A 19,202-nucleotide genomic window follows, 5' to 3' on the forward strand; every position below is an offset into this window, starting at 1 on the left:
GGGCCTAGTTCGCGGCTCTCACCCAGGATACCTCCCAGGAAATGACGTGCCCGATCTCGTCGCGGCCCTGAAGGGCGACGCCTTGCCGCCTCCCGGCAGCGGCATGCTGCACAAGATCCACGTTGTTCGCGCGCCTGGATCGAAGCTTGGCTATTCCGGCGCTGCATTCGGCGTGCTCGAGGTGATGATTGAAGACGTGACCGGACAGGCGTTCCCGACGTACATGCGTGAGGCGGTGCTCGTCCCTCTCGGCATGCACCGAAGCGCGTTCGGCTGGCCGGACACCATCCGGCAGCATGCCGCAACCCCCCACAACCTGTGGAGCGACACGGCCCCGATCCGCCGGTTCACGGGCGACGCATGGGGAAACTTGAACACGACGGCCCGGGACCTGGGGCAGTGGCTCGCCGCGGCGGTTGACGGCCCGTCGGCCCCGCGGGGACGGAGCGTGCTGTCGCCCAGCACGATTGACTCGATGCTAACGGTGAACCAGGGGAAATTTGGGGTCAGCTACGAAGCGGAGACGCTACCGGACGGAACGGAGCTCTGGGGCCACAGCGGCTGGAATCTCGGCTGGATGAGTCGCGTTCACATCGATCCTGAAACCGGAAACGGCCTCGTCGTGATCACTAACGCCGACCCGTACGGCTTCATGGTCACCCGTGGCGCACACTGCGCCTGGGTGAAGGCCGACTACGGCGTGTCGTTCGACCGCTTCTGTCAGGAGTCTGCTACGGCCCTCGCGGCGGCGGCCTTCCACGATACCACCGCCACGGCCGCCATCGCCCAGGTGCGCGCCCAGATCAAGGCGAATCCCGAGGCGATTTACGTTGACGAGAACGAGTTCTACGTGCTCGGATACCGCTTGCTGGAGCACCGGAACGTTCACCACGCCATCGAGGTGTTTCGCTGGAACGTGGACGTGCATCCCGACGCGTGGAACGCCTATGACAGTCTGGGCGAGGCCTACATGCGAGCTGGCGAGCGCGAAAAGGCCATTCGGAACTACGAGAAATCGCTCGACCTCAACCCCGACAACGACAATGCCAGGCGGATGCTCGAAAAGCTCCGCCCCTGACCTACCACCGTGTATTCCGGCTTTTCTGCTTTCATTCCGACCATCATGCTTCGTTTTTTCTCGACTGCCCTCCTTCTCCTTCTCACCTTGCTCGTCGGGGCGTGCTCGCCGCCGGAAACGTCTGAGGAGCGGGCCGACGTGATCGCGTCGATCGTCAACCAGGCGAGGAGCGAGAGTGACGTGCCCGGCGCGTCGGTCGCCGTCGTGCAGGACGGCGAGGTCGTACAGCAGTTCAACTCCGGTGTGGCCGATCGGGCGAGCGAGCGCCCGGTGACGGACGCCACGATCTTCCAACTGGCCTCGGCCACCAAAATTTTTGCCGGGACCGCCGTGATGATGATGGTGGAGGAGAGGCAACTGGCGCTCGACGATTCGGTGCACATGCACCTCCCCGAGCTCCCGGACGCGTGGCGCGGCGTGACGATCCGACAGGCGATGTCGCACACCTCGGGCCTGCCGTCGCTCATCGACCCGCAGACCGGCGACCTCGTCGCAGGCGCTATGATGACGGAGGCGTGGCAGGCCGTGCAACAGAAGCCGCTCCAGGACACGTCCACGACGACCTGGCGCTACAATCAGACCGGCTTTGAGATTGTGCGGCGCGTCATCCAGCGGGTGTCGGGGCAATCGTGGGAGTCCTTCGCACAGGACCGGATCTTCGCACCCGCCGGGATGGAAAGCACGTTCTTCGTCGGGCAGCCGGCGCCCGATTCGAGCCGCCTCGCCACGCCGTACCGCGAGGAGTACGAGGCCTTCGACTTCGCGGAGGCGTACGAGTACTACATCCCCACGGCGGCGGGGCTGTTCAGCACGGCCGGGGACCTGGCGCGCTTTGCTCAGGCCCTCTCCGCTGGAGAACTGCTGGCGGAAGAGAGTCGCGAGCAGATGTGGACCTCGGTGCCGTTCGACGAGTCGACGATCGATGCCATCGAAGGCTACGGCATTGGGTGGACGGTGGACACGCAGGACGGCCGTCGGCGCGTGTGGCATTCGGGCGGGGGGAAGGCCGCGCTCATGCACTACCCGGACGACGATCTCACGGTGATCCTCCTCACCAACCGCGCTGGCTTCGACGTGGTGACCCCCACGACGGAGATCGCGGCGCTGTATCTTGAGTAGGAAAGTGGAAAGGGGAAAGTTCTGCTCTCCTGCACTCATTTGTGTAGGCGACTACAAGCCCCGGAATTGAGTCGTTGCGACGATGAGCGGGGGCTGGGCGGGATGGGGCAGACTCCATCCGCCGCCCATCAAGTCAATGAAGTTTTACGATACCAGAACCGCACGCCGAGATTGGATCAGAGCGCCCCGTCGAAGAATTCATCCACCTCGCCGCGGTAGGTGCGGCTGAGCTTGCGTCTGGTACCGTCCTTTAGAACAACGGTGTACTCGTTGTTGGAGCCATATGGCCGCATTTCCTGAAGGTAGTCGACGTTGACGATCGTCGAGCGGTGGATGCGGAGGAACTGATCGGGGTCGAGTGCCGCCTCCATCTCCTTCATCGTCTTACGGAGGAGGTGCTTGTTTTCGTCAGTGTGAAGCTGCACGTAGTCCCCCGCCGCCTCCACCCATTGGACGTTCGCCGCCTTCACGAACGTCACGCGTCCCCCGGACTTGACGACGAAGCGGTCGGTGGGACCTTCATCCGCCTCTTCCGGATCGGTCTTCGACACGAGTGCGGCGAGGCGTTCGCCAAACTCCCCGGCCGCCTGCTCCGCGATTCGGGAGCGGGCGTGGTCGAGGGCTTCGGCGAAGCGCTCCTCGTCGAGGGGTTTCAGGAGGTAATCGAGTGCGTGCACGTCGAAGGCGCGGAGAGCATACTCGTCGTAGGCGGTGACGAAGATGGTGACGGGCATGGCATCGGGACCCACGGCCTCGATCACGTCAAACCCGTCGAGCCCAGGCATCTGCACGTCAAGAAAGACGAGGTCGAGATCCTTTGTGCGGAGGGCCTCAACGGCCTCCCGACCGCTGGTGCACTCGGCAGTCACCGTGATGTCAGCGTGCGACGAGAGGCGGGAGCGCACCCCCCGGCGAGCCAGTTCCTCGTCGTCCACGATGCAGGCAGAAAGCGTGCGGTCGGCAGTCACTGGATGGGCGGGCGTTCGTACTGCGGAGAGCGGCGTCATGGGGCGTAGGTGGAGACGGAGGCGGTAGAAGGGAAGGGCACATTGAGGTCGGCCGCGTCCGACTCTGGTACGATGGGCGATGCGTCGGCGGCGCGACGAAAGGGCATCTCGATGCGAACTACGCACCCGCCCCCGTCGGCCCGTTGCAGATGTAGGTCGTAGTCATCGCCATACAGGGCACCGAGACGGGCTTTTGTGTTAGAGAGGCCGATGCCGGTGCCCTCCCGATCGGTCTCGTTGGGCGGACCGGGGCCGTTGTCGGCCACGCGGAGGAGCAATCGCTCGCCCACCTGTCGCGCCTCGAACAACAGGGTGCCGCCTTCCTCGTGCGGCATGATGCCGTGCCGCACAGCGTTCTCCACGAGAGGCTGGAGCAGGAGCGGTGGTACGAGAGCCGAGAGGGTAGCCGGCTCCACGTCTTCCTGAATCATAAGCCGATCACCGAAGCGAATTTTCTCGATGTCGAGGTATCGGCGGGCGAAGTCGAGTTCGTCGGCGAGCGGCACTTCCACGGTCGACTCCGCTTCGAGAGTCACGCGGAGAAAGTCACTGAGTCGCGCCACCATACGCTCGGCCTCGCGGTTGTGGCGCTCCACGATAAGTGTAGAGATGGCGTTGAGGGTGTTGAAGAGGAAGTGGGGGTTGAGCTGATAGCGGAGAGCCTGCAGCTGGGCCTGATGTGCCAGTCCCTCGGCCGCGAGAACCCGCTCGCGCTCGTCCTGGACATCCTGGTAGTACTTGACTCCGAAGTAGAGCACGCTCCATGCCATAGGGATGAACGTGTAGAAGAGCGCACCGCTGATGAGGTAGGAAAAGCCCGGAATTGTGAGGGGCTCGCCGTCGACCCACTCCCAGAGCAGATTGACGCTTCCCTTATAGAGAATCGTCCAACCCACGCTGAGGGCGTAGGAGAAGACAGCGCTTATGACGATTAGGAGGACGATCGACACCTCGCGCTTGTGGAGACGGTGATAGAGGGGCCGCAGAAGAAGCGTGAGTGTGCCTCCCAGGACGGCGAACGTCATCTTTCCGACAAAGGCGCGGCCCGAATCGTCAACGTGGCTCAGCACGCCGGCCCACATCGACAGGCCGAGGATCGCCCACCCGCAGAGGTGAAGCGTCCAGAACGACGGAAACGAGCGAGAGGAGAACGACATCCGGTCGCGGGTCTAGGGAGGCAATAACGTGAGAATATTGTATGCTTTAAGGGGGCCGGCCGATTCCATCAGGTGGAAGTTTCGGCCAGTTGTTTCGAATGTGTCACCAGTCGATGCCGATCGTGGTGAGCGGCACCCACTGCAGGTCACCCGCATCGACAAAGAGGAATCCTCCGTCGGGCAGCACGGTGGCGCCCCAGCCATACGGTAGATCGAGACGCCGGTCCTCCTGCCATCCTTTCGCGGTCTTCCGGTAGAAGTAGAACCCGCGCGGACTGAGGTCATCCGCCCGGTCATTCAGTATGCCGGCGCGGGTGATGACGAGACGATCTTCGTCTGGGTGCATGAGCACGTCGAAGGAAGTGGTGCTATCGGGGCTCACGGCGTCGCTCACCCACGTCGGTTCCGTGTAGCCTCCGTTTCCGTCCGGCTCGGTGCGGTAGATGCCGTTCCGGTCCCCGATGCGGCCGAAAAAGTAAAGCGTCCCGTCGGCCATCGGGCAGAAGTATCCCGCGTTGGTGTTGAAGAGGGCCGGCAGATTCTGCGGTGTGCTCCATCCGTCCTCGGTCCGATTCACGCGGTAGGCGCGGCTGACCTCTTCGCCGTCCTGCATCTCGTCCTTCTTGAAGAAGACGGACTGCCCGTCCGGCGCAATCGCGAGGTTGTACAGCGTGTCGGCGAACGGGGCCTTCCGGACGTTCCAGCGATCGCCGGAGCGAGTGGCGACGTAGGGCACCTTGTCTTTCCAGTTCTTGGTGCGGGCGAAGACCATCGTCTGCCCGTCGGCCGTGACGGACGGGGAGGTCTCGCGAATGTCGGGTAGCGAAATGACGTCCGCTTCGAACACCTGCCACGTCGTGTCGCGGGCAACGCTGCCGTCGATTTGAGCGGCGGCGAGAGGCGGAAGTCCAGACGAGACGAGAGAGAACAGAAGGACGGGGAAGAGGAGACAGCGACGCATGGAAGGAAGAAAGGATCGAGTAAACGGAGGATGGGGTCGAACCTTGGACGCATCAGAGCAGGAGAATGAACGGCTACACTTTCTCAACGTGCAGTACAGTACCGTCGCGGTAGACCTTGACGGTCGCTAAGAGACCGCGCTCGTCCCAGCGTCGCCACCGCCCGTCCTTGTTTCCGTTTCGGTAGTGGCCCTCGAAGGCCTTCGCGCCACTAGCGTGCCACCCCTCTGCGAGCCCATCATACACGTCGCCGGTCACCGTCACCCGCTCGCGTATCTCGCCGTTTTCGTGGTAGTACGTCCAGAGGCCCTCGCCCCGGCCTCGCCGCCACGTCGCCTGGTAGCGGGGCACGCCGTTCTCGTACCACTCCATCCACAGGCCCTCCGGAAGTCCGTCCACTACCGATCGCCGAAGTTTCTTCGCCCAGCTCTCGTACCCGTCGGCAACGGTTCCCGTGAAGGGCGCTCCGGTCGACCGAACGACTGTGAATCCGTTTTCCTCTTTAATCTGGTCGGTCCGGAGTGTGTCGGGGAGGGATGGCGTAACGGAAGAGAGAACGGCAGCAGTGGGCTGGGCTTGAACGGGGACTACACCGATCCAGCAGGTTAGGAAGATGAAAGAAACCGTGTTTGGGAAAATGTTCATCGGTGCTTGGGTTGGGGGAAGAGAGGTTATGGAAGAGAGGCAATTGTGCGTCGACGCTCGCCGGTCGTCGTGTTCCACACGACAATCGGCATCCGGATGCCGCCGGTGATGAGTTCGTCGGTGCCGGGGCGGAACGCCGCGGCGAACAGAAGCCGTCCGCTCTGGAAGCTTCCGTCCTGCGAGGACCGCCGCACGATGAAGCGCGTGTCGGTGCTGATGAGCGTCGTGTTGCCGTCCAGGTCGTTCGCGGCGAGCAGATCCCCGTTCGCGCTCAGCTCTAGGTCGGAGACGAAGTCTGGGTGGGCGCGTACCGAGTCCAGGCGGGCGCCAGACAAAAGATCCACGGCTACTACGTCGCCCCCCACGCCCGCGAAAAAGCCGGTACGACCGTCGGGCAGCACCTCTACGTCTTTCACGTTGCGCCCGCCGTCGCGTGGTCGGCGCTTGTTTCGCCACGTCTGGACTACCTCGCCGCTTGCAATGTCCATAAGTCGCGCCTGCTGGTCGAAGCGGGCGATAAAGAGCCAGCCCCGCTCCGGCACCACCTCGAAATCCTCCACGACGAGGCGGCGACCGTCGGGCATGACCTCGCGGCCGAGATCGTATCGCTGTAGGGTATCCCCGGAGCGCCAGTTGTAGCTGGTGAGCCAGCGCCCCTGCCCGGCGGCGAAGAGGCGGTCGTCGGGGCCGAAGCGGGTCGCGTTCACGCTGCCGTCGCGGTCCTGCGTCGCGAAGACGATGCGTCCGGTAGACACGTCCAGCACAGCGAGGCGCCCATTTTTGGTGCCAAACGCGACGTAGCGTCCGTCGGACGTAAAGTCGAAGCCGAAGACCTGCGAGCCGTCGGCGGTGTGTTGGCGGATGAGCGTCCAGGTGCTGGCATTCCACAGGAGGAGCGTGCCGGTGCCCGTGCTGGTGGCAACGGTGGCTCCGTCGTCGGAAACGGCCAGGTCGGCGCGAATCACGCGGGCGTCCGGCGACTGGGCGTGGCTGCCCGGCAGCAGGGCAAGTGTTGTGGAGAGGAGGAGGGCAAGAAGAACGAAGATGATCCGGGCGCGAACGCGGCGTAGAGGTCGGTGGGGCATGGGAGAAGCGTGTTGAGTAGAAGGAGTAACGGCCAGGCACGGTAGAAGGCGCCGAAAGCCGTACGCAGCATCTTGTCTCCGGACCAGATCCGCAAGCAAGAATCGATGATGCGTGCGGATTATGCGGTAAGCCGTTTCGGAACCGGACGACGCGATTTCGAGCCCCGAGGATATAGGGAGAGCTCCTCGTCGCGGAGAGACATGCTCACCGTGTCGCATTGTTGTGTTGCTTCTCCAGCGCACGGATTTCCTGCCGCACCGCGTCGGCCAGGGGAAGGGTCGGGTCGAGCGCCAGAACCCGCCGAAAGGCACGAACGGCGGCTTCGGGGCAGCCGGCTGCCTTCTGGGTGTTGGCCAGATAGGCCTGGGCCCGCCACGACATCGGCACGAAATCGACCGCGAGCGTCGCGTAGCGGAGGGCCGTCTCTGGTTGGTCCTGCTGGAGCAGGGCCGCCACGCGAGACGTGAAGGGGTACTCCACGAGGTCGGTGCCGAGCTTCACGCCTGCCGCCCGGGCCGCGCGCAGGGCCGCGGCGCCTTGATCGAAATGACCGGCCCGCAGGTGCTGGTGCGGCGTTTTTGCCGCCGCGTCGGCGGGGGACAGTGCGTAGGTCGTGTCTTTCCACACGAGGCGAAGCCCCTCCACGCCCGGCCGTCGCTCCAGAACTGCGTCGCGGATGTCCGTCGCGAGGCGGGTCGTCGACAGCGGGTGCAGGTCCGATGTCAGGAAGGGCTCCGGGCCCTCCGCGTCAATTCGGAGCCGAAGGCCCGTCTGGGTGCTCCGGATGTGGGCGACGTGTATGGGAGAAAGCCGGTACGTCCCGGTGAACCACCGCCGGTCCGCGGGCGACAGGGAGGTTGTGGGGCGGGGCGGCGGGTCGTGCTGTTTGACGGCAATCATCGCCGCGTCGACGTTCTCGGCGTGCTGCTCCATCGTCAGCGGTACGGGCAGATCCGCGGTCAGGTGCGTGCGCGGGTCGCCCGGCAGGCCGCCCTCATAGTAGGCATACGACAGGTTCACGGTGATCTTCGAGTTGGGGAGCAGGGCGGGTGCGGTCTCCCCCCAGATGTTGGGGGCAAAGCCGCTCGGCCCGCCCGCGAAGAGGGTCTTGGTGCGCCGCTCCAGCTCCATCGCGAGAAGGCCGGCCGCCGAGTATGTGGTCGGGGCGATGAGGGTATAGAGCGTGCCCCGCCGGTCGATCTTTGGGTGGGTGCTAAGGAGATCCACGAGCGGCTCGATGAGCGTCGCGTTGCCGCCGCTGTTGGTCCGGAGGTCAATCACCATCTTGTCGAGTGGGCGCGTATCGACGATCGTCCGAAGGCTGTCTGCGAGGTCGGCGAACGAGAGGTCGCTGACCCCGATGTCCGACTCGTTGAGGACGGCGTTCAGTTCGAGCACGAGCAAGTCCGTGGCGTCGTCGTACGAGATCTTATAGGGCCGGACGTTGTCGGTCGGGTCGAATTTTTGCAGGACCGAGGCCGGGGACCAGGTGCGCTCGGGGGGCACCACGGGACGGGTGTCTGGCGAGGTGACAAACCGGACGTACGCGGGGGAGTCCGGGCGCAGGGAGGAGACGTGAACGGTTCGGGCGGGGCCGTTCGGGGGACGGACGCGGACCGCGATGGAGTCGATGGTTTCGACGATGCCGAGGGCCTTGAGGGGGTTGGCGTACCGGAAGAGCACGGGCTGATGGCGCCGATGCGTTCGGTTGTCGGCGCTGACGTACGGGGCGACGGCGGCGTACACCGAGTCGATAGGGGTACCGCCGATGGCGAGGAGTTCCTGCCCGATCAGGTCGGGGTTGGCCGCGGACATGATGTAGACCCCGTCGGCGAACGTGTACGGCCAGAGAGGGAGGGCCCGCCACCCAATCGCGCGTTGGCCGATGCGGACGCCGGTGTGCCCCGTTCCGGCTGCGGACAAGTTCGCGAGGCGGAGGACCGACAGGATGCGCTGGTCGCGGGTTTGACCGCCGACGGCCCGTTTCAGCGAGTCGAGCCGCTGGGTGAGGTGGCGAGGGCCCGTTGCGGCGTCGGCGTAGGGAATTCGGCGTCGGATCGCCGCCGCGAGAGTATCGAGGTCGGCGCGCCACTCCGCCGCGGAGAGGCGTGTGGGGATGGCCTGTCCGCCCAGCATTTGTTCGCTCGTGGAGGCGTAGCGGTGGTAGATCGAGTCGGGGGCGAACGGCAACTCGCCGTCCTGGCCGTGGGCGGGCAGCACGAGCAGGAGGAGCGATGCGAGAACGGAGAGGAAGTGCGGAGCGGCGGTGGGCATGGGGAGAAACGGAGACGGGAAAGAGCAGCGCGCTAGTCGAGAAGGAAGGGGCAGAGGGCCACCAGTTTCTCGTTCGAGATTCGGTAGTCGTCCCAGTGTAGATTGCGCTCGGAGACGAAGGTGGTCGCCTCGTCGGAGAGTTGGGGGCGCCGGAAGCGGACGTAATCGGCCGTGACCTGCATGTCCGCGTCGGCGTTGCGGAGGACCGACGTGTTGTAGGCCCACGGGTCGTACCACGTCTGCTCACGGACGGTGGCGTAGTCGCCGTAGGCCATGAGGCCGACCTGGAGCGTGGACGGAAGGTCGGGGCGGTAGAAGCGCTCGTGGATCTGCCAGTCGGCCTCGGGGCGGCGGTAGAGGGCGATCACGGTCTGGTTGAGGCGGACGAGGCGCAGCTCGATCCAACCGCTCGTCTCACGCGGATAGTGCTTCACGATCGGCTGGCTGCGGACGGCGCTCTTCGTTTCGATCTTGGGTACGCCCGGCTCGCCGGTGGTGCCGGTGACGAGGAAAACGTAGTTCTCGCGGTCCTTGGCCCAGGCCGAGTCGGCTGTGAACGGGGCGTCGGGGCGGGGGCGGCGGGCCATGAGTCCGGCCAGCGAGTAGGTCGTGGACGGCATGGTGCCGTCGGCTCCGGATACGTCGATCCGGGTGGTGACTACGAAGTTTCCTTCGACCGTTTTAAAGAGGAGCGGGGCGGTGTAATCATAGAACCAGACCGACGGGTAGGGCTCTAGGTAGAGGGCGCCCGGCGCGGGTGCGTCCACGTCGAGGGTTTTCAGCTTGTCCGTCCAGCCCTCCGCCTCGGCGAGCCGGGTCCATTCGGACAGCGCGGTCGGGTCGTTGAACTCGTCGCTCAGCGCGGAGAGATCCGTCGGGGACTGGGCGTGGAGGGCGAGCGGGGCGGCCCAAAGCAGGAGAAGTAGCGACAGAAGCGTACGATTTAACATCGGCATGGGAGGAGGGCGTAGCGAGAAAAGGCCGTACGTCCGGCGGTCTGCCGGCCGCCCGGCTGAAGGCACGGAGAGAGCACCGTCCAATCGTAAGCATTCTGTTGTGGGGCGCAACCGGTTGTCGACGAGACGAGACAGACATGCGACGAGCCGGGAAGCAGACGTTGAAGCATTGGGGCTGGACGTGCTGATGAAGGGTAGTGCCGTGGGAAAACCCAGTTCTATCTACGGGGCTGTACGAGCAGCGCGAAAACTCATGCCTGGGGAGCGGTAATGCGCGTTGTAGTCGCCCCAGTTTCGAACGGCCGTGTGGATTTCATTGGGGCCGTCGGTAGAGGTGCCGCCGCGCAGGCCGAGTCCGTCGCCGTTCATTGAGGGCCAGTCGCCATTGCTGGCCGACGCCGGATAGTTCAAGCGTCCATCGCCGTGAGTGCCCCGGAAGGCCCGTCCGGTGGTGTCCCCCACGGTGACGACCCGATCGAAGGGGCCACCGCTCAATCCCAGCGCGCCGTAGTATCCGGCCCCGCCGGCCTCGCGAAGAGACCCACCAGGCAGGTTCGCGCCATCGGTCCGGTACGCATGGGTTTCAAAGATGTCTACGCGGAGCGGACCGCGCCCTTCATCGCCGCCGGTAAAGGTGCGGTTGTAACCACCCTCCCATTTAACGCCGGCAGGCGTGTAGTGCGCGTTGCCACGCACGAACTCAGTGCCGTTCTCTGTTTGGGCAATCGTCGAGTCGGCGGCAAAGAGCGTGTCGCCGTGGGCAATGCGCGTGGAGCCCCAGGCAAATTCGCCGGCAACGGGAGCAGTCGGGCCGCGCGCGGCTTTCTCGTATTCCAACTCGGTCATCGGGCGCAGCGCGGCCCAGTCGGCGTAGGCGGCAGCATCGGCCCACGAGAGATAGTTGCACGCCCGGTCGGGACGACCGGCGACATACCGATCGCTCACGGCTTGGATGGCTCCCCGGTTGTATCGATACTTCGCGGCGCCCATGATTGCGCGCTCAGCCTCCTGATTTCCCGAAAGGCTGGACAAGAATTCGGCGTATTGCCCTTGCGTAACCTTGTATTTCATGAGGTAAAATGCGTCATATCCCTTCGGGTAGGACGCCGGAACCGGGCCTTGAAAGTCGCCCACGCGGAGGCTGTCGTACGGATTGTCAAGCCGCGGGTAGCATAGCGATCCGGGACCGTCGCACACAGGAATGGCCTCGCTGGAGGTAATTCGGTACGGCGGGGCCTCGGTGGGATCGACGGTTTGTTGAAAGAAGGCATTCACCGGCGCTTCCTTCGGGCGCTGCGGGTCGCCTACGGCAAACGGGCCTTCCGGGACGTAGACCATCTCGACACCGTGCACGAGCAGGGACGTCGGCAGATCGGAGGGCTGGACGCGGGACGGGAGGACCAGTTGAAGGCGCAGCGTCCAGTCGTTGGTGCCACGCCCCTCGGTTGGTGTCTCGCGGTATACGAATGTCCCGAGGCTGTCAGGGCTCACGCGGAAGGCGGCCCCCGGCTGCTCGGGCGTTCGGGTGTCGACCATGCGATGCCCTTGCGGGGCAAGTTTCAGGGGAATACCGCCGCGCCCGATCGGCGCCTTGACGGTGAGCCATGCGGCATCCCAATTTGTCTCGTTCCGCCATGAGAGCCGCCACGACACGTCGAACTCGACGAAGGCGGTGCTGTCTTCAACAACGACGGTGCCATCCGAGACGCGAAGTTCTGCAGCAGCGGCGGAGGGTCCCCAGACCCCTGCGAGAATAACAAGAAGACAGGCAGTGCAAAAGAGAGCGATAGGCACAGGTCGGGAAAGAGCGCGCATGGAGGGCGAGGAGTCGTGCGAAGGGGAGTGCGAAGACATCGGCATGGGAAGGAGGGCGTAGCGAGAAAAGGCCGTACGTCCGGCGGTCCGACAGCCGCCCGGTTGAAGACACGGAGAAAGCACCGTCGGTTGACTACTCGGCGGGATGGCTCTGCCAGAGGATCTGACGAATCATCCACGTGCCGTCGACCTTTGCGAGGTGCATGTAGTCGATCCCCCAGTGCGCCACGATCTTGGCGCTGGCCGTTTTGTCGAGTACGTCGAGCACGACGACCTCCTTCGTCGCCGTGTCCGGGTCCACGCGCTTCTGATCTTTGTTCCAGGTTGCGGCGAGCTGCTTGAGCTCCGTGAAATTCATCGGCGTGCCGCGGTACGCGCCGTCGCGGGCGTCGTAGCCGTACTTGACGAGCTCGGGGTGCACGCTGCGGACGATGCGCATCGAGTCGACCCGGTAGAGGGCATCGACGTAGTTCGTGGCGGCCTGGCGCACGCCGGCACGGTCGGCGGCGGACTGGGCGAGGGCGGCAGTGGGGGCGAGAACGGTAAGGGTGAGGAGGAGGCCGACGAGGCGACGCATGTGAATGGAGGCTGGGTGGAGGGGGCGTCGAGTGTGCACGGTTCAATCTATGTGGTCTGTCGCTGAACGCAACTGGAGATCGACGAGGCGAGACGGTCGTGCGACGAGCCGAGGGTGGGAGTAGGGGGTCGGACTTGATGGTGGAGGGCAACGGGGGCCGAGGGGGCGCCTCGGTTTTTCGGCGACGGACGGTTGGCACACCTAGAATAATCCGTGGGGGTGTTTCGTAGGGGGGGCAACGAATTTTGTGGAATGAGGCACAGGTGGCCTCCGGTGAGGGAATTAGCGACGGCCCCAATCGCGGGGCAATCGGTTCGGAAAGACCAGATGCAGTTCGCTGACGATGCGGGTCCAGTCTGGACGGGTGCCCTTCGAGCGGTTCCGTCGGTCAATGTCGCGGAGCACGAGCGTGGCCAGGCGCAGCGCGCTATCGACACTCGGCAACACGCTTCGGTTTTTGGTCACGTTGCGCCGTTGTCGGTGAATCCCTTCGATCGGATTGGTGGTGTAGACGAGCCGCCGCAGGGGCGCGCCGAAGCGCCACAGCTGGGCCAGGCGCGGCCACGCGGCCCGAAAGCCCTGGACGACCGCTGCGCCGAAGGTGTCTTCGGCGGTTTGAAGGGCGCGTTCAGCCGCCTCGGGAGTCGGCGCCTGATAGATCGCCTTCAGTTCCCGGGCGACGACCCGCTTCCGCGCATACGGCACCGGGCGCAGCGCCTGCCGCATCAGGTGGACCACGCAGGGCAGGTGCGTCGCCTCCGGAAACACCGCCTGAAGCGCAGGCTCCAAGCCGCTCAGGCCGTCGGAGGTGACAACAAGCAGGTCCTGGATCCCGCGATCTTCGAGGTCGAGCAGCACCTGGTGCCAGACCGAGGCCGACTCGGCCGCCTGCTCGCCTTCTTTGCCGGCGTAGACGCCCAGCACCACGTGTTGGCCGGCCTCGTTGTAGGCGCTTACCGTGTAGAGTGCCGTGGAGCGCACGCCGCGCTGCGCGCCCGTGCTGTGGCGCACCTTGCTATGCACCGCGTCGATAAAGACGATCGGGTAGACCGCTTCCAGCTCGCGGCTGCGCCAGGCGGCAAGCTCCGGTTCGAGGCGCTCGACCAGGCGGGAGACGAGCATCTCGGAAGCCTCGAAATGGTAGAGTTCGGTGACGTGGCGCTGGATCTCCCGCGTAGTCATGCCTTGGGCGTACATCGCCACCACGCGCGCCTCCACGTCGGCGGTCACCGATCGGTGCTTGGGCACGATCTGCGCGTCAAACGTGCCCTGGCGGTCCCGGGGAACCGCAATCTCGACGAAACGGCCGATCAGGTCCGCCAGCGGCGCTCCGTCGGCGAGCCTCTCCGCGAGGGATCGGCCGGCGGTCTCCTTGGCGATGCGGCGCAAGTGCTCCTCCAGCGGAGAGGCGCCGTGGGGTCGGTGGAAGACGTCTTCTTCGGTGTCGTCATGAGATATCCTGGCTAGGTGAGGAGACCGCCCCTACCCTCATACACAAAATCTGTTGGAGTCTCGACGGACCGCACGGCTCGGGTGTCCATCGCACGGCGCTGTGATCCGTCGAATGGACCCGATCCTTCGGAAAGGCGGGGCGTTGGGGCTTCGCAAGACGATCTCGCCGTTCTCTGCATCAACTGTTTCGACCATGTCCAACCGTCGCCCCTTCCTTCTCGCGTCGATGATTCTCTTGAGCGGGCTCCTCCTCACGCCAACTGCTGTTGCCCAGACGCAGGCCGATTCGGCGGCCGTCCGACAGGCCGCCCGCGACTACATTGAGGGCTACTACACGGCCGACGCCGAGCGGATGGAGCGTGCTGTGCACCCGGCCCTGAAGAAGCGCATGGTCTACACCCACCCCAAGACCGGTGCCGACTCCCTCAACCGACAGGACGCCCGAGCGCTCATAACGGGAACCCGCCAGCGTTCGCCCACGCCCGACGACCAGCGGCGTGCCGAGGTTCGAATTCTGGACATCTACAAGGACGCCGCAAGCGTGCGGATCGATGCGCAGCGGTGGGTCGATTACCTGCAGGTGGCGAAGTGGCAGGGCGAGTGGAAAATCGTCAACGTGCTCTGGGAACTGCGCCAGCAACCCACGGCCTCGCGCTGAAGGTTTGCCTCTGTCTCTTATCCAATCGGCGCCCAAACGCATGTCCGCCATGGACCTCGACCGCCTCACCGACGCCAGATTCGTGGGCGAGCCGACCGGCGGGAAGCCCAAAACGCACGGCAACGAGTCTGCGGTGGAGCTCCCGTACAGCGGGCTCACGGCGGGCCTGTCGACCGTCTACTGGCAGCACTCCGTTCCGTAGGACGGGCGTCTCGGCATCGCGCCGGACGTGCCGGTGGCGCTTTCCGGAGATGCGTATCTTGAAAATCAGGATTCGGTGCTCGACGTGGTTCGTCGCCTTCTTGCGAGGGAGCGGTAGGCAGGGACGAGAACGAGGGATTGGGCAATCCGGACCCAATCATTACCTTCCCATCAGGTTTGGTAGCGCCCGCGGGGGCTCTTTGGGGCTGTAACTGTGCGGAGTCCGGCTCCGCCCTTGACCCATCCGCCGTGTATCCCTGCCGTATTTTTTTGCTTTCATTCCGGCCGTCATGCTTCGTTTTTCCTCGACTGCCCACATTCTCCTCCCCGCCCTCTGGGGGCTGTTCCTCGTCGCGTGCCAGTCCCCCTCGGAGCCGTCGGCCGACCAGAGGCGCCAAGTGGAGGAAGGGCTGCGACCCGCCGTTATGGTGCAGGGCGAGTCCCTCCCGACGATGCCGCTTGCCGACCGCATGGCGCGCTGGAACGTACCCGGGGTGAGCATCGCTGTCATCGAGAACGGCGAACTGGTGTGGGCGCAGGGCTACGGGGTGACGCGGGCCGGACAGGCCGACTCGGTCGCGGCGCAGACCCGGTTCCAGGCCGCCTCCATCAGCAAGCCGGCGGCGGCGTTTGCGGCCCTTCGCCTGATGGAGGACGGCGTGCTCGCGCTCGACGCGCCGGTCAACCGGCAGCTCACCTCGTGGACGGTTCCGCAGAACGAGTACACCCGCGACTCAAGTGTCACGCTGCGCGGCCTCCTTTCGCACACGGCCGGGATGACGGTGTCGGGCTTTCCGGGGTACGCGGCGGACGAGCCGGTGCCCTCCCTGGTACAGGTCCTCGATGGCGCCTCGCCCGCCAACACGGCCCCAATCCGGGTGGACACCGTGCCGGGCCGCACCATGCGCTACGCGGGGGGTGGCTACACCGTCGCCCAGCGGCTGATGATCGACGCGACCGGCGAGGCCTTCGCCCCGCTGATGGACCGACTCGTCCTGGGGCCGCTCGGCATGGAACGGAGCACCTTTCGCCAGCCGCTGCCCGACTCGCTTACGTCCCGGGCGGCCGCCGCCCACACCGATAGTGGGGCCGTGGTTACGGGGCGGTGGCACACGTATCCAGAAAAAGCGGCCGCGGGCCTCTGGACCACCGCGCCGGACCTCGCCCGGTTTACCATTGAACTTCATCGAGCGTATCAGGGCAATTCGGATCTGCTGTCGCGGGAGACGGCCCGGTTGATGATGACGCCCGTGCAAAACGGCTATGGCCTTGGGCTCACGATCAACGGGGACGAGGACTCGTTGCGGGTGAGCCACACGGGCGGCAATCGGGGCTACCGGTGCGAGATGATTATGCATCCGGCCACGGGCGACGGGGCGGTCGTGCTCACCAATGGCTTTGGCGGTGGCGTGCTCACCCGCGAGATCATGCGGGCCATCGCCGCGACGTACGAGTGGCCGGGATCGAGATGGGCGCCGAAAGAGAAACCGTCGATCCGCCTGATCCCCGAGGTGCTGCGCCGATACGTGGGCACCTATCGGAACGATTCGGGGCAGCGAGTGGTGGTGCGGTACGCAGATGATCGCCTCGTGGCCTCCCTGCCGATCATTGGAAACGATCTGCGACTGGTGCCGCGGTTGGAGGCGCGCTTCTATGCGACTGCGATTGACGCGGAGCTTCAGTTTGAAGAAGGGGCGTCTGGCCCAGCCTCGTCCGTCACGATCTATCTCGGGGGCGACCGCGAATGGCTATCGGCGACGCGAACACCGTAGCTCCGTCGGATCCTGCACGGGGCGTCCGCCGTGTTCGTTTGCCGTCTTTCCTCCAGTGCTTGCACCCGCTATGACCGCAACGAATTCCCATTCCAGCCGGCCCGCGTCGCTCGTCTGGACGGGGGGCTTGGTCGCCGTCGGGCTGCTGCTTGGGGTGATCTGCGCCGTGCAGATGTACGCCTTCCAGAGCCCGAACGCCGACCGCACGCTGGCCGAGCTGCTCGTCTACACCGTGCCCACCTGGGGCCCGTGGATTCTGGCCACGCCGGGCATCGTGTGGCTGGGGCGTCACGTTCCGCTGGGGCGCGGCACGTGGCTACGTGCGCTGCCGGTGTACGTCTTCACGGGGATCGCGGTTACCGCCGTCCACCTGGGATTCTTTGCGTACTGGACCCTCCAGGCCGCGCCCAGCCCGCCCAACGTGGCGTGGAGCCGCTTCACGATTGGTCTCCTCGGCTCCGAGTGGGTGTTCGTCAACTTGTTCGTATTTGGCCTCATCGTCGGGGGGCACCAGGCCTTCCGCTACGCCCGGGAGGCACGGACCCAAAAGCTGGAGGCCTCCCGGCTGGAAGCGCAGCTGCAGGCGGCCCGCTTTAAGGCGCTGAAGATGCAGCTCCACCCCCACTTCCTCTTCAACACCATCAACGCCATCTCCACGCTCGTCCTGAAGCAGGACACCGAGCGGGCCACGGCCATGCTGGATCGCCTCAGTACCTTCCTGCGCATGGCGCTGGAGGAACGGGACGCCCAAACCGTGCCCCTCGCTCGCGAACTCGCCTTTGCGGATGCCTACCTGAGCATCGAGCGCGTCCGCTTCAGCGACCGGCTCTCTGTCGAGACCCAGGTGGACGAGGAGGTGAGGCGCGCCGAGGTGCCGCACCTCATCCTACAGCCCCTCGTGGAGAACGCCGTGCGCCACGGCATCGCGCCCCTGGAGCGGGCCGGGACGCTCCGGATCGAGGCGACTCGCGTGGGGCGGCGGCTGCGCCTCGTGGTCGAGGACGATGGGGTGGGCCTGTCCGACGATGTGGGCACGAACGGCCGGCAGGACGCCCCGTCGGACAAGGACGGCCTGGGCCTCGCCATGACGCGGGATCGGCTGCAGGCGGCGTACGGCACCGACCACGCATTCCGTGTGATGGCGGGGGAGGAGGGGGGCGTCCGTGTCGTGGTGGAACTCCCGATCGAGGCCGGCGACGAGAACGGACACGATCCCGCCTTCGCTCCGTCGGAAGGGGCGGCGACCCAACTGGATTCCCGCTGACTGTTCGCGTTCCCATGTCGCTTCGCGCGTTTGTCATTGACGACGAGCCCCTGGCCCGCGAAGGGCTGGAGCTTCGTCTGGACGACCTTGATGCGGTGGAGGTAGACGGCTCCTTTGGTCGGGCCCGGGCCGCCCTTGATGCCCTCCGGGCCGACCCGCCCGACCTTCTCTTCCTGGATGTCCAGATGCCGGGGCTGGACGGCTTCGAGATGCTCGACGAACTGGCCCCGAGCGAGCGGCCCGTCTTCATCTTCGTCACCGCCTACGACGAGTACGCGGTCCGCGCCTTCGAGGAGCGGGCCGTGGACTATCTGCTGAAGCCGGTGGACGTAGACCGGCTCGCCAGTGCGGTCGAGCAGGCCCGCAAGCAGATCCGACAGCAGCAGTTCGCCGAGCTGGGACCGACGCTGCGTGGTCTGCTGGACACGCTCGACGACCCTTCGGCGTCCGACGCCCCGGCCCCCTCCGACTCCGATGCGGCCGCCTCCCGCGACTGGATCGCGGTCCGGACGCGGGGGCGGGTCATCATGGTGCGGCCCGACGAGATCGACTACGTGGAGGGAGCCGGCGACTACGTGGAGCTCCACGTGGGCGACGACACGCACCTGCACCGCGAGACAATGGCGGCCATCGAGGAGCGCCTCGTACCCCACGGCTTTCAGCGCATCCACCGCTCCACGATCATAAATCTCGACCGGGTGCGAGCGCTCGACACGGATCGGCACGGGGCCTACCACGTGTGCCTTGAGGGCGGTCTCCGCCTCAAGCTGAGTCGTTCATATCGGGACGCGTTTGAAGAGGCCATCGGAACCAGCTTCTGACCTCCGACCGGCTGTAGTCCCGCCTCGCCCCGGAGAAAGGCGCCCTTCCGTGGCGGACCTGTCGAAGGCGGGTCATGGGTGCTCCGACTGCTTCGCGATCATCAGGTCGCTGTTGGTCCCCTCGATGCGGGCGTAGAGGAGACGCGTCCCGTCGGGCGAGACCTCCAGGCTCGGGCTGGCGATGCTGGGGGTGGACGCGATGGTTTCCGTGTCGTCGGTTCCAAAACGACGGAAGGACACCTGCGGCCCGTCGTCGGTGCGACGAATGTAGTAGAGCCCCTCGGCGGTGATGGTCCAGTTGCCCCAGTCGACGGTGGAGAGATCGTCGAGGACCTTCGTCTCGGGGCCGCCGCCGGTGGGG

18 protein-coding genes are annotated in these 19,202 nt (G+C 65.5%); 7 read left to right on the forward strand and 11 right to left on the reverse strand.

Features of this window, described 5'->3' with window-relative positions:
• A partial coding sequence (locus ACFCU0_RS16050; RefSeq protein WP_434974696.1) for a serine hydrolase occupies window positions 1–1,078 on the forward strand: 1,078 nt, incomplete at its 5' end.
• Between the two features lie 45 nt (window positions 1,079–1,123).
• Complete coding sequence (locus ACFCU0_RS16055; protein WP_434974697.1) at window positions 1,124–2,197, forward strand: serine hydrolase domain-containing protein; 1,074 nt, start codon at window positions 1,124–1,126, stop codon at window positions 2,195–2,197.
• Window positions 2,198–2,373: 176 nt separating this feature from the next.
• Here the strand turns inward: ACFCU0_RS16055 and ACFCU0_RS16060 are convergent, their stop codons facing one another.
• The 10 genes from ACFCU0_RS16060 to ACFCU0_RS16105 form a co-directional block, all read right to left on the reverse strand.
• Window positions 2,374–3,204, reverse strand: coding sequence for a LytR/AlgR family response regulator transcription factor (locus tag ACFCU0_RS16060; protein WP_434974698.1), 831 nt, complete (start codon window positions 3,202–3,204; stop codon window positions 2,374–2,376).
• Complete coding sequence (locus ACFCU0_RS16065) at window positions 3,201–4,361, reverse strand: sensor histidine kinase (RefSeq protein WP_434974699.1); 1,161 nt, start codon at window positions 4,359–4,361, stop codon at window positions 3,201–3,203. The genes ACFCU0_RS16060 and ACFCU0_RS16065 overlap by 4 nt, the downstream gene beginning before the upstream one ends.
• Window positions 4,362–4,464: 103 nt before the next feature.
• A complete protein-coding gene (locus tag ACFCU0_RS16070) occupies window positions 4,465–5,322 on the reverse strand; it encodes a hypothetical protein (RefSeq protein ID WP_434974700.1) in 858 nt (285 codons plus the stop codon).
• Between the two features lie 73 nt (window positions 5,323–5,395).
• Entirely contained in the window at window positions 5,396–5,965 is a 570-nt protein-coding gene (locus ACFCU0_RS16075) for a toxin-antitoxin system YwqK family antitoxin (RefSeq protein ID WP_434974701.1), read from the reverse strand.
• A 26-nt stretch (window positions 5,966–5,991) separates the two neighbouring features.
• Complete coding sequence (locus ACFCU0_RS16080; RefSeq protein ID WP_434974702.1) at window positions 5,992–7,050, reverse strand: WD40 repeat domain-containing protein; 1,059 nt, start codon at window positions 7,048–7,050, stop codon at window positions 5,992–5,994.
• 205 nt (window positions 7,051–7,255) lie between these two features.
• The gene (locus ACFCU0_RS16085; protein WP_434974703.1) at window positions 7,256–9,325 is read right to left on the reverse strand and encodes a hypothetical protein; all 2,070 of its coding nucleotides are present in this window, start codon (window positions 9,323–9,325) and stop codon (window positions 7,256–7,258) included.
• Between the two features lie 32 nt (window positions 9,326–9,357).
• On the reverse strand, window positions 9,358–10,281 hold the full coding sequence (locus ACFCU0_RS16090) for a hypothetical protein (RefSeq protein ID WP_434974704.1): 924 nt from the start codon (window positions 10,279–10,281) through the stop codon (window positions 9,358–9,360).
• A 222-nt stretch (window positions 10,282–10,503) separates the two neighbouring features.
• On the reverse strand, window positions 10,504–12,096 hold the full coding sequence (locus ACFCU0_RS16095; protein WP_434974705.1) for an SUMF1/EgtB/PvdO family nonheme iron enzyme: 1,593 nt from the start codon (window positions 12,094–12,096) through the stop codon (window positions 10,504–10,506).
• A gap of 133 nt (window positions 12,097–12,229) precedes the next feature.
• The gene (locus ACFCU0_RS16100) at window positions 12,230–12,673 is read right to left on the reverse strand and encodes a nuclear transport factor 2 family protein (protein ID WP_434974706.1); all 444 of its coding nucleotides are present in this window, start codon (window positions 12,671–12,673) and stop codon (window positions 12,230–12,232) included.
• Between the two features lie 282 nt (window positions 12,674–12,955).
• The gene (locus tag ACFCU0_RS16105; protein WP_434974707.1) at window positions 12,956–14,062 is read right to left on the reverse strand and encodes an IS256 family transposase; all 1,107 of its coding nucleotides are present in this window, start codon (window positions 14,060–14,062) and stop codon (window positions 12,956–12,958) included.
• 256 nt (window positions 14,063–14,318) lie between these two features.
• Between ACFCU0_RS16105 and ACFCU0_RS16110 the strand changes: the two genes are divergently transcribed.
• From ACFCU0_RS16110 to ACFCU0_RS16130, 5 genes are all read left to right on the forward strand, one after another.
• Entirely contained in the window at window positions 14,319–14,783 is a 465-nt protein-coding gene (locus tag ACFCU0_RS16110; RefSeq protein WP_434974708.1) for a nuclear transport factor 2 family protein, read from the forward strand.
• Between the two features lie 49 nt (window positions 14,784–14,832).
• Complete coding sequence (locus ACFCU0_RS16115) at window positions 14,833–14,985, forward strand: hypothetical protein (RefSeq protein ID WP_434974709.1); 153 nt, start codon at window positions 14,833–14,835, stop codon at window positions 14,983–14,985.
• Window positions 14,986–15,274: 289 nt separating this feature from the next.
• Window positions 15,275–16,756, forward strand: a complete 1,482-nt coding sequence (locus tag ACFCU0_RS16120) for a serine hydrolase (RefSeq protein ID WP_434974710.1) — start codon at window positions 15,275–15,277, stop codon at window positions 16,754–16,756.
• 70 nt (window positions 16,757–16,826) lie between these two features.
• Complete coding sequence (locus ACFCU0_RS16125; RefSeq protein ID WP_434974711.1) at window positions 16,827–18,020, forward strand: sensor histidine kinase; 1,194 nt, start codon at window positions 16,827–16,829, stop codon at window positions 18,018–18,020.
• A gap of 14 nt (window positions 18,021–18,034) precedes the next feature.
• Window positions 18,035–18,841, forward strand: a complete 807-nt coding sequence (locus tag ACFCU0_RS16130; protein WP_434974712.1) for a LytR/AlgR family response regulator transcription factor — start codon at window positions 18,035–18,037, stop codon at window positions 18,839–18,841.
• A gap of 72 nt (window positions 18,842–18,913) precedes the next feature.
• Here the strand turns inward: ACFCU0_RS16130 and ACFCU0_RS16135 are convergent.
• On the reverse strand, window positions 18,914–19,202 hold a 289-nt coding region (locus ACFCU0_RS16135; protein ID WP_434974713.1), incomplete at its 5' end, for a hypothetical protein.

The sequence above is a fragment of the Longibacter sp. genome (genome assembly GCF_051155795.1).
In the GTDB taxonomy this organism is placed as follows: Bacteria; Bacteroidota; Rhodothermia; order Rhodothermales; family Salinibacteraceae; genus Longibacter.

Excerpts from the sequence above, each read along its gene's own strand:
- ACFCU0_RS16115 (WP_434974709.1), top strand. The coding sequence starts at position 14,833 with ATGGACCTCGACCGCCTCACCGACGCCAGATTCGTGGGCGAGCCGACC.
- ACFCU0_RS16130 (WP_434974712.1), top strand. The coding sequence starts at position 18,035 with ATGTCGCTTCGCGCGTTTGTCATTGACGACGAGCCCCTGGCCCGCGAA.
- ACFCU0_RS16080 (WP_434974702.1), bottom strand. The coding sequence starts at position 7,050 with ATGCCCCACCGACCTCTACGCCGCGTTCGCGCCCGGATCATCTTCGTT.
- ACFCU0_RS16065 (WP_434974699.1), bottom strand. The coding sequence starts at position 4,361 with ATGTCGTTCTCCTCTCGCTCGTTTCCGTCGTTCTGGACGCTTCACCTC.
- ACFCU0_RS16095 (WP_434974705.1), bottom strand. The coding sequence starts at position 12,096 with ATGCGCGCTCTTTCCCGACCTGTGCCTATCGCTCTCTTTTGCACTGCC.
- ACFCU0_RS16075 (WP_434974701.1), bottom strand. The coding sequence starts at position 5,965 with ATGAACATTTTCCCAAACACGGTTTCTTTCATCTTCCTAACCTGCTGG.
- ACFCU0_RS16125 (WP_434974711.1), top strand. The coding sequence starts at position 16,827 with ATGACCGCAACGAATTCCCATTCCAGCCGGCCCGCGTCGCTCGTCTGG.
- ACFCU0_RS16070 (WP_434974700.1), bottom strand. The coding sequence starts at position 5,322 with ATGCGTCGCTGTCTCCTCTTCCCCGTCCTTCTGTTCTCTCTCGTCTCG.
- ACFCU0_RS16120 (WP_434974710.1), top strand. The coding sequence starts at position 15,275 with ATGCTTCGTTTTTCCTCGACTGCCCACATTCTCCTCCCCGCCCTCTGG.
- ACFCU0_RS16110 (WP_434974708.1), top strand. The coding sequence starts at position 14,319 with ATGTCCAACCGTCGCCCCTTCCTTCTCGCGTCGATGATTCTCTTGAGC.
- ACFCU0_RS16055 (WP_434974697.1), top strand. The coding sequence starts at position 1,124 with ATGCTTCGTTTTTTCTCGACTGCCCTCCTTCTCCTTCTCACCTTGCTC.
- ACFCU0_RS16060 (WP_434974698.1), bottom strand. The coding sequence starts at position 3,204 with ATGACGCCGCTCTCCGCAGTACGAACGCCCGCCCATCCAGTGACTGCC.
- ACFCU0_RS16100 (WP_434974706.1), bottom strand. The coding sequence starts at position 12,673 with ATGCGTCGCCTCGTCGGCCTCCTCCTCACCCTTACCGTTCTCGCCCCC.
- ACFCU0_RS16085 (WP_434974703.1), bottom strand. The coding sequence starts at position 9,325 with ATGCCCACCGCCGCTCCGCACTTCCTCTCCGTTCTCGCATCGCTCCTC.
- ACFCU0_RS16090 (WP_434974704.1), bottom strand. The coding sequence starts at position 10,281 with ATGCCGATGTTAAATCGTACGCTTCTGTCGCTACTTCTCCTGCTTTGG.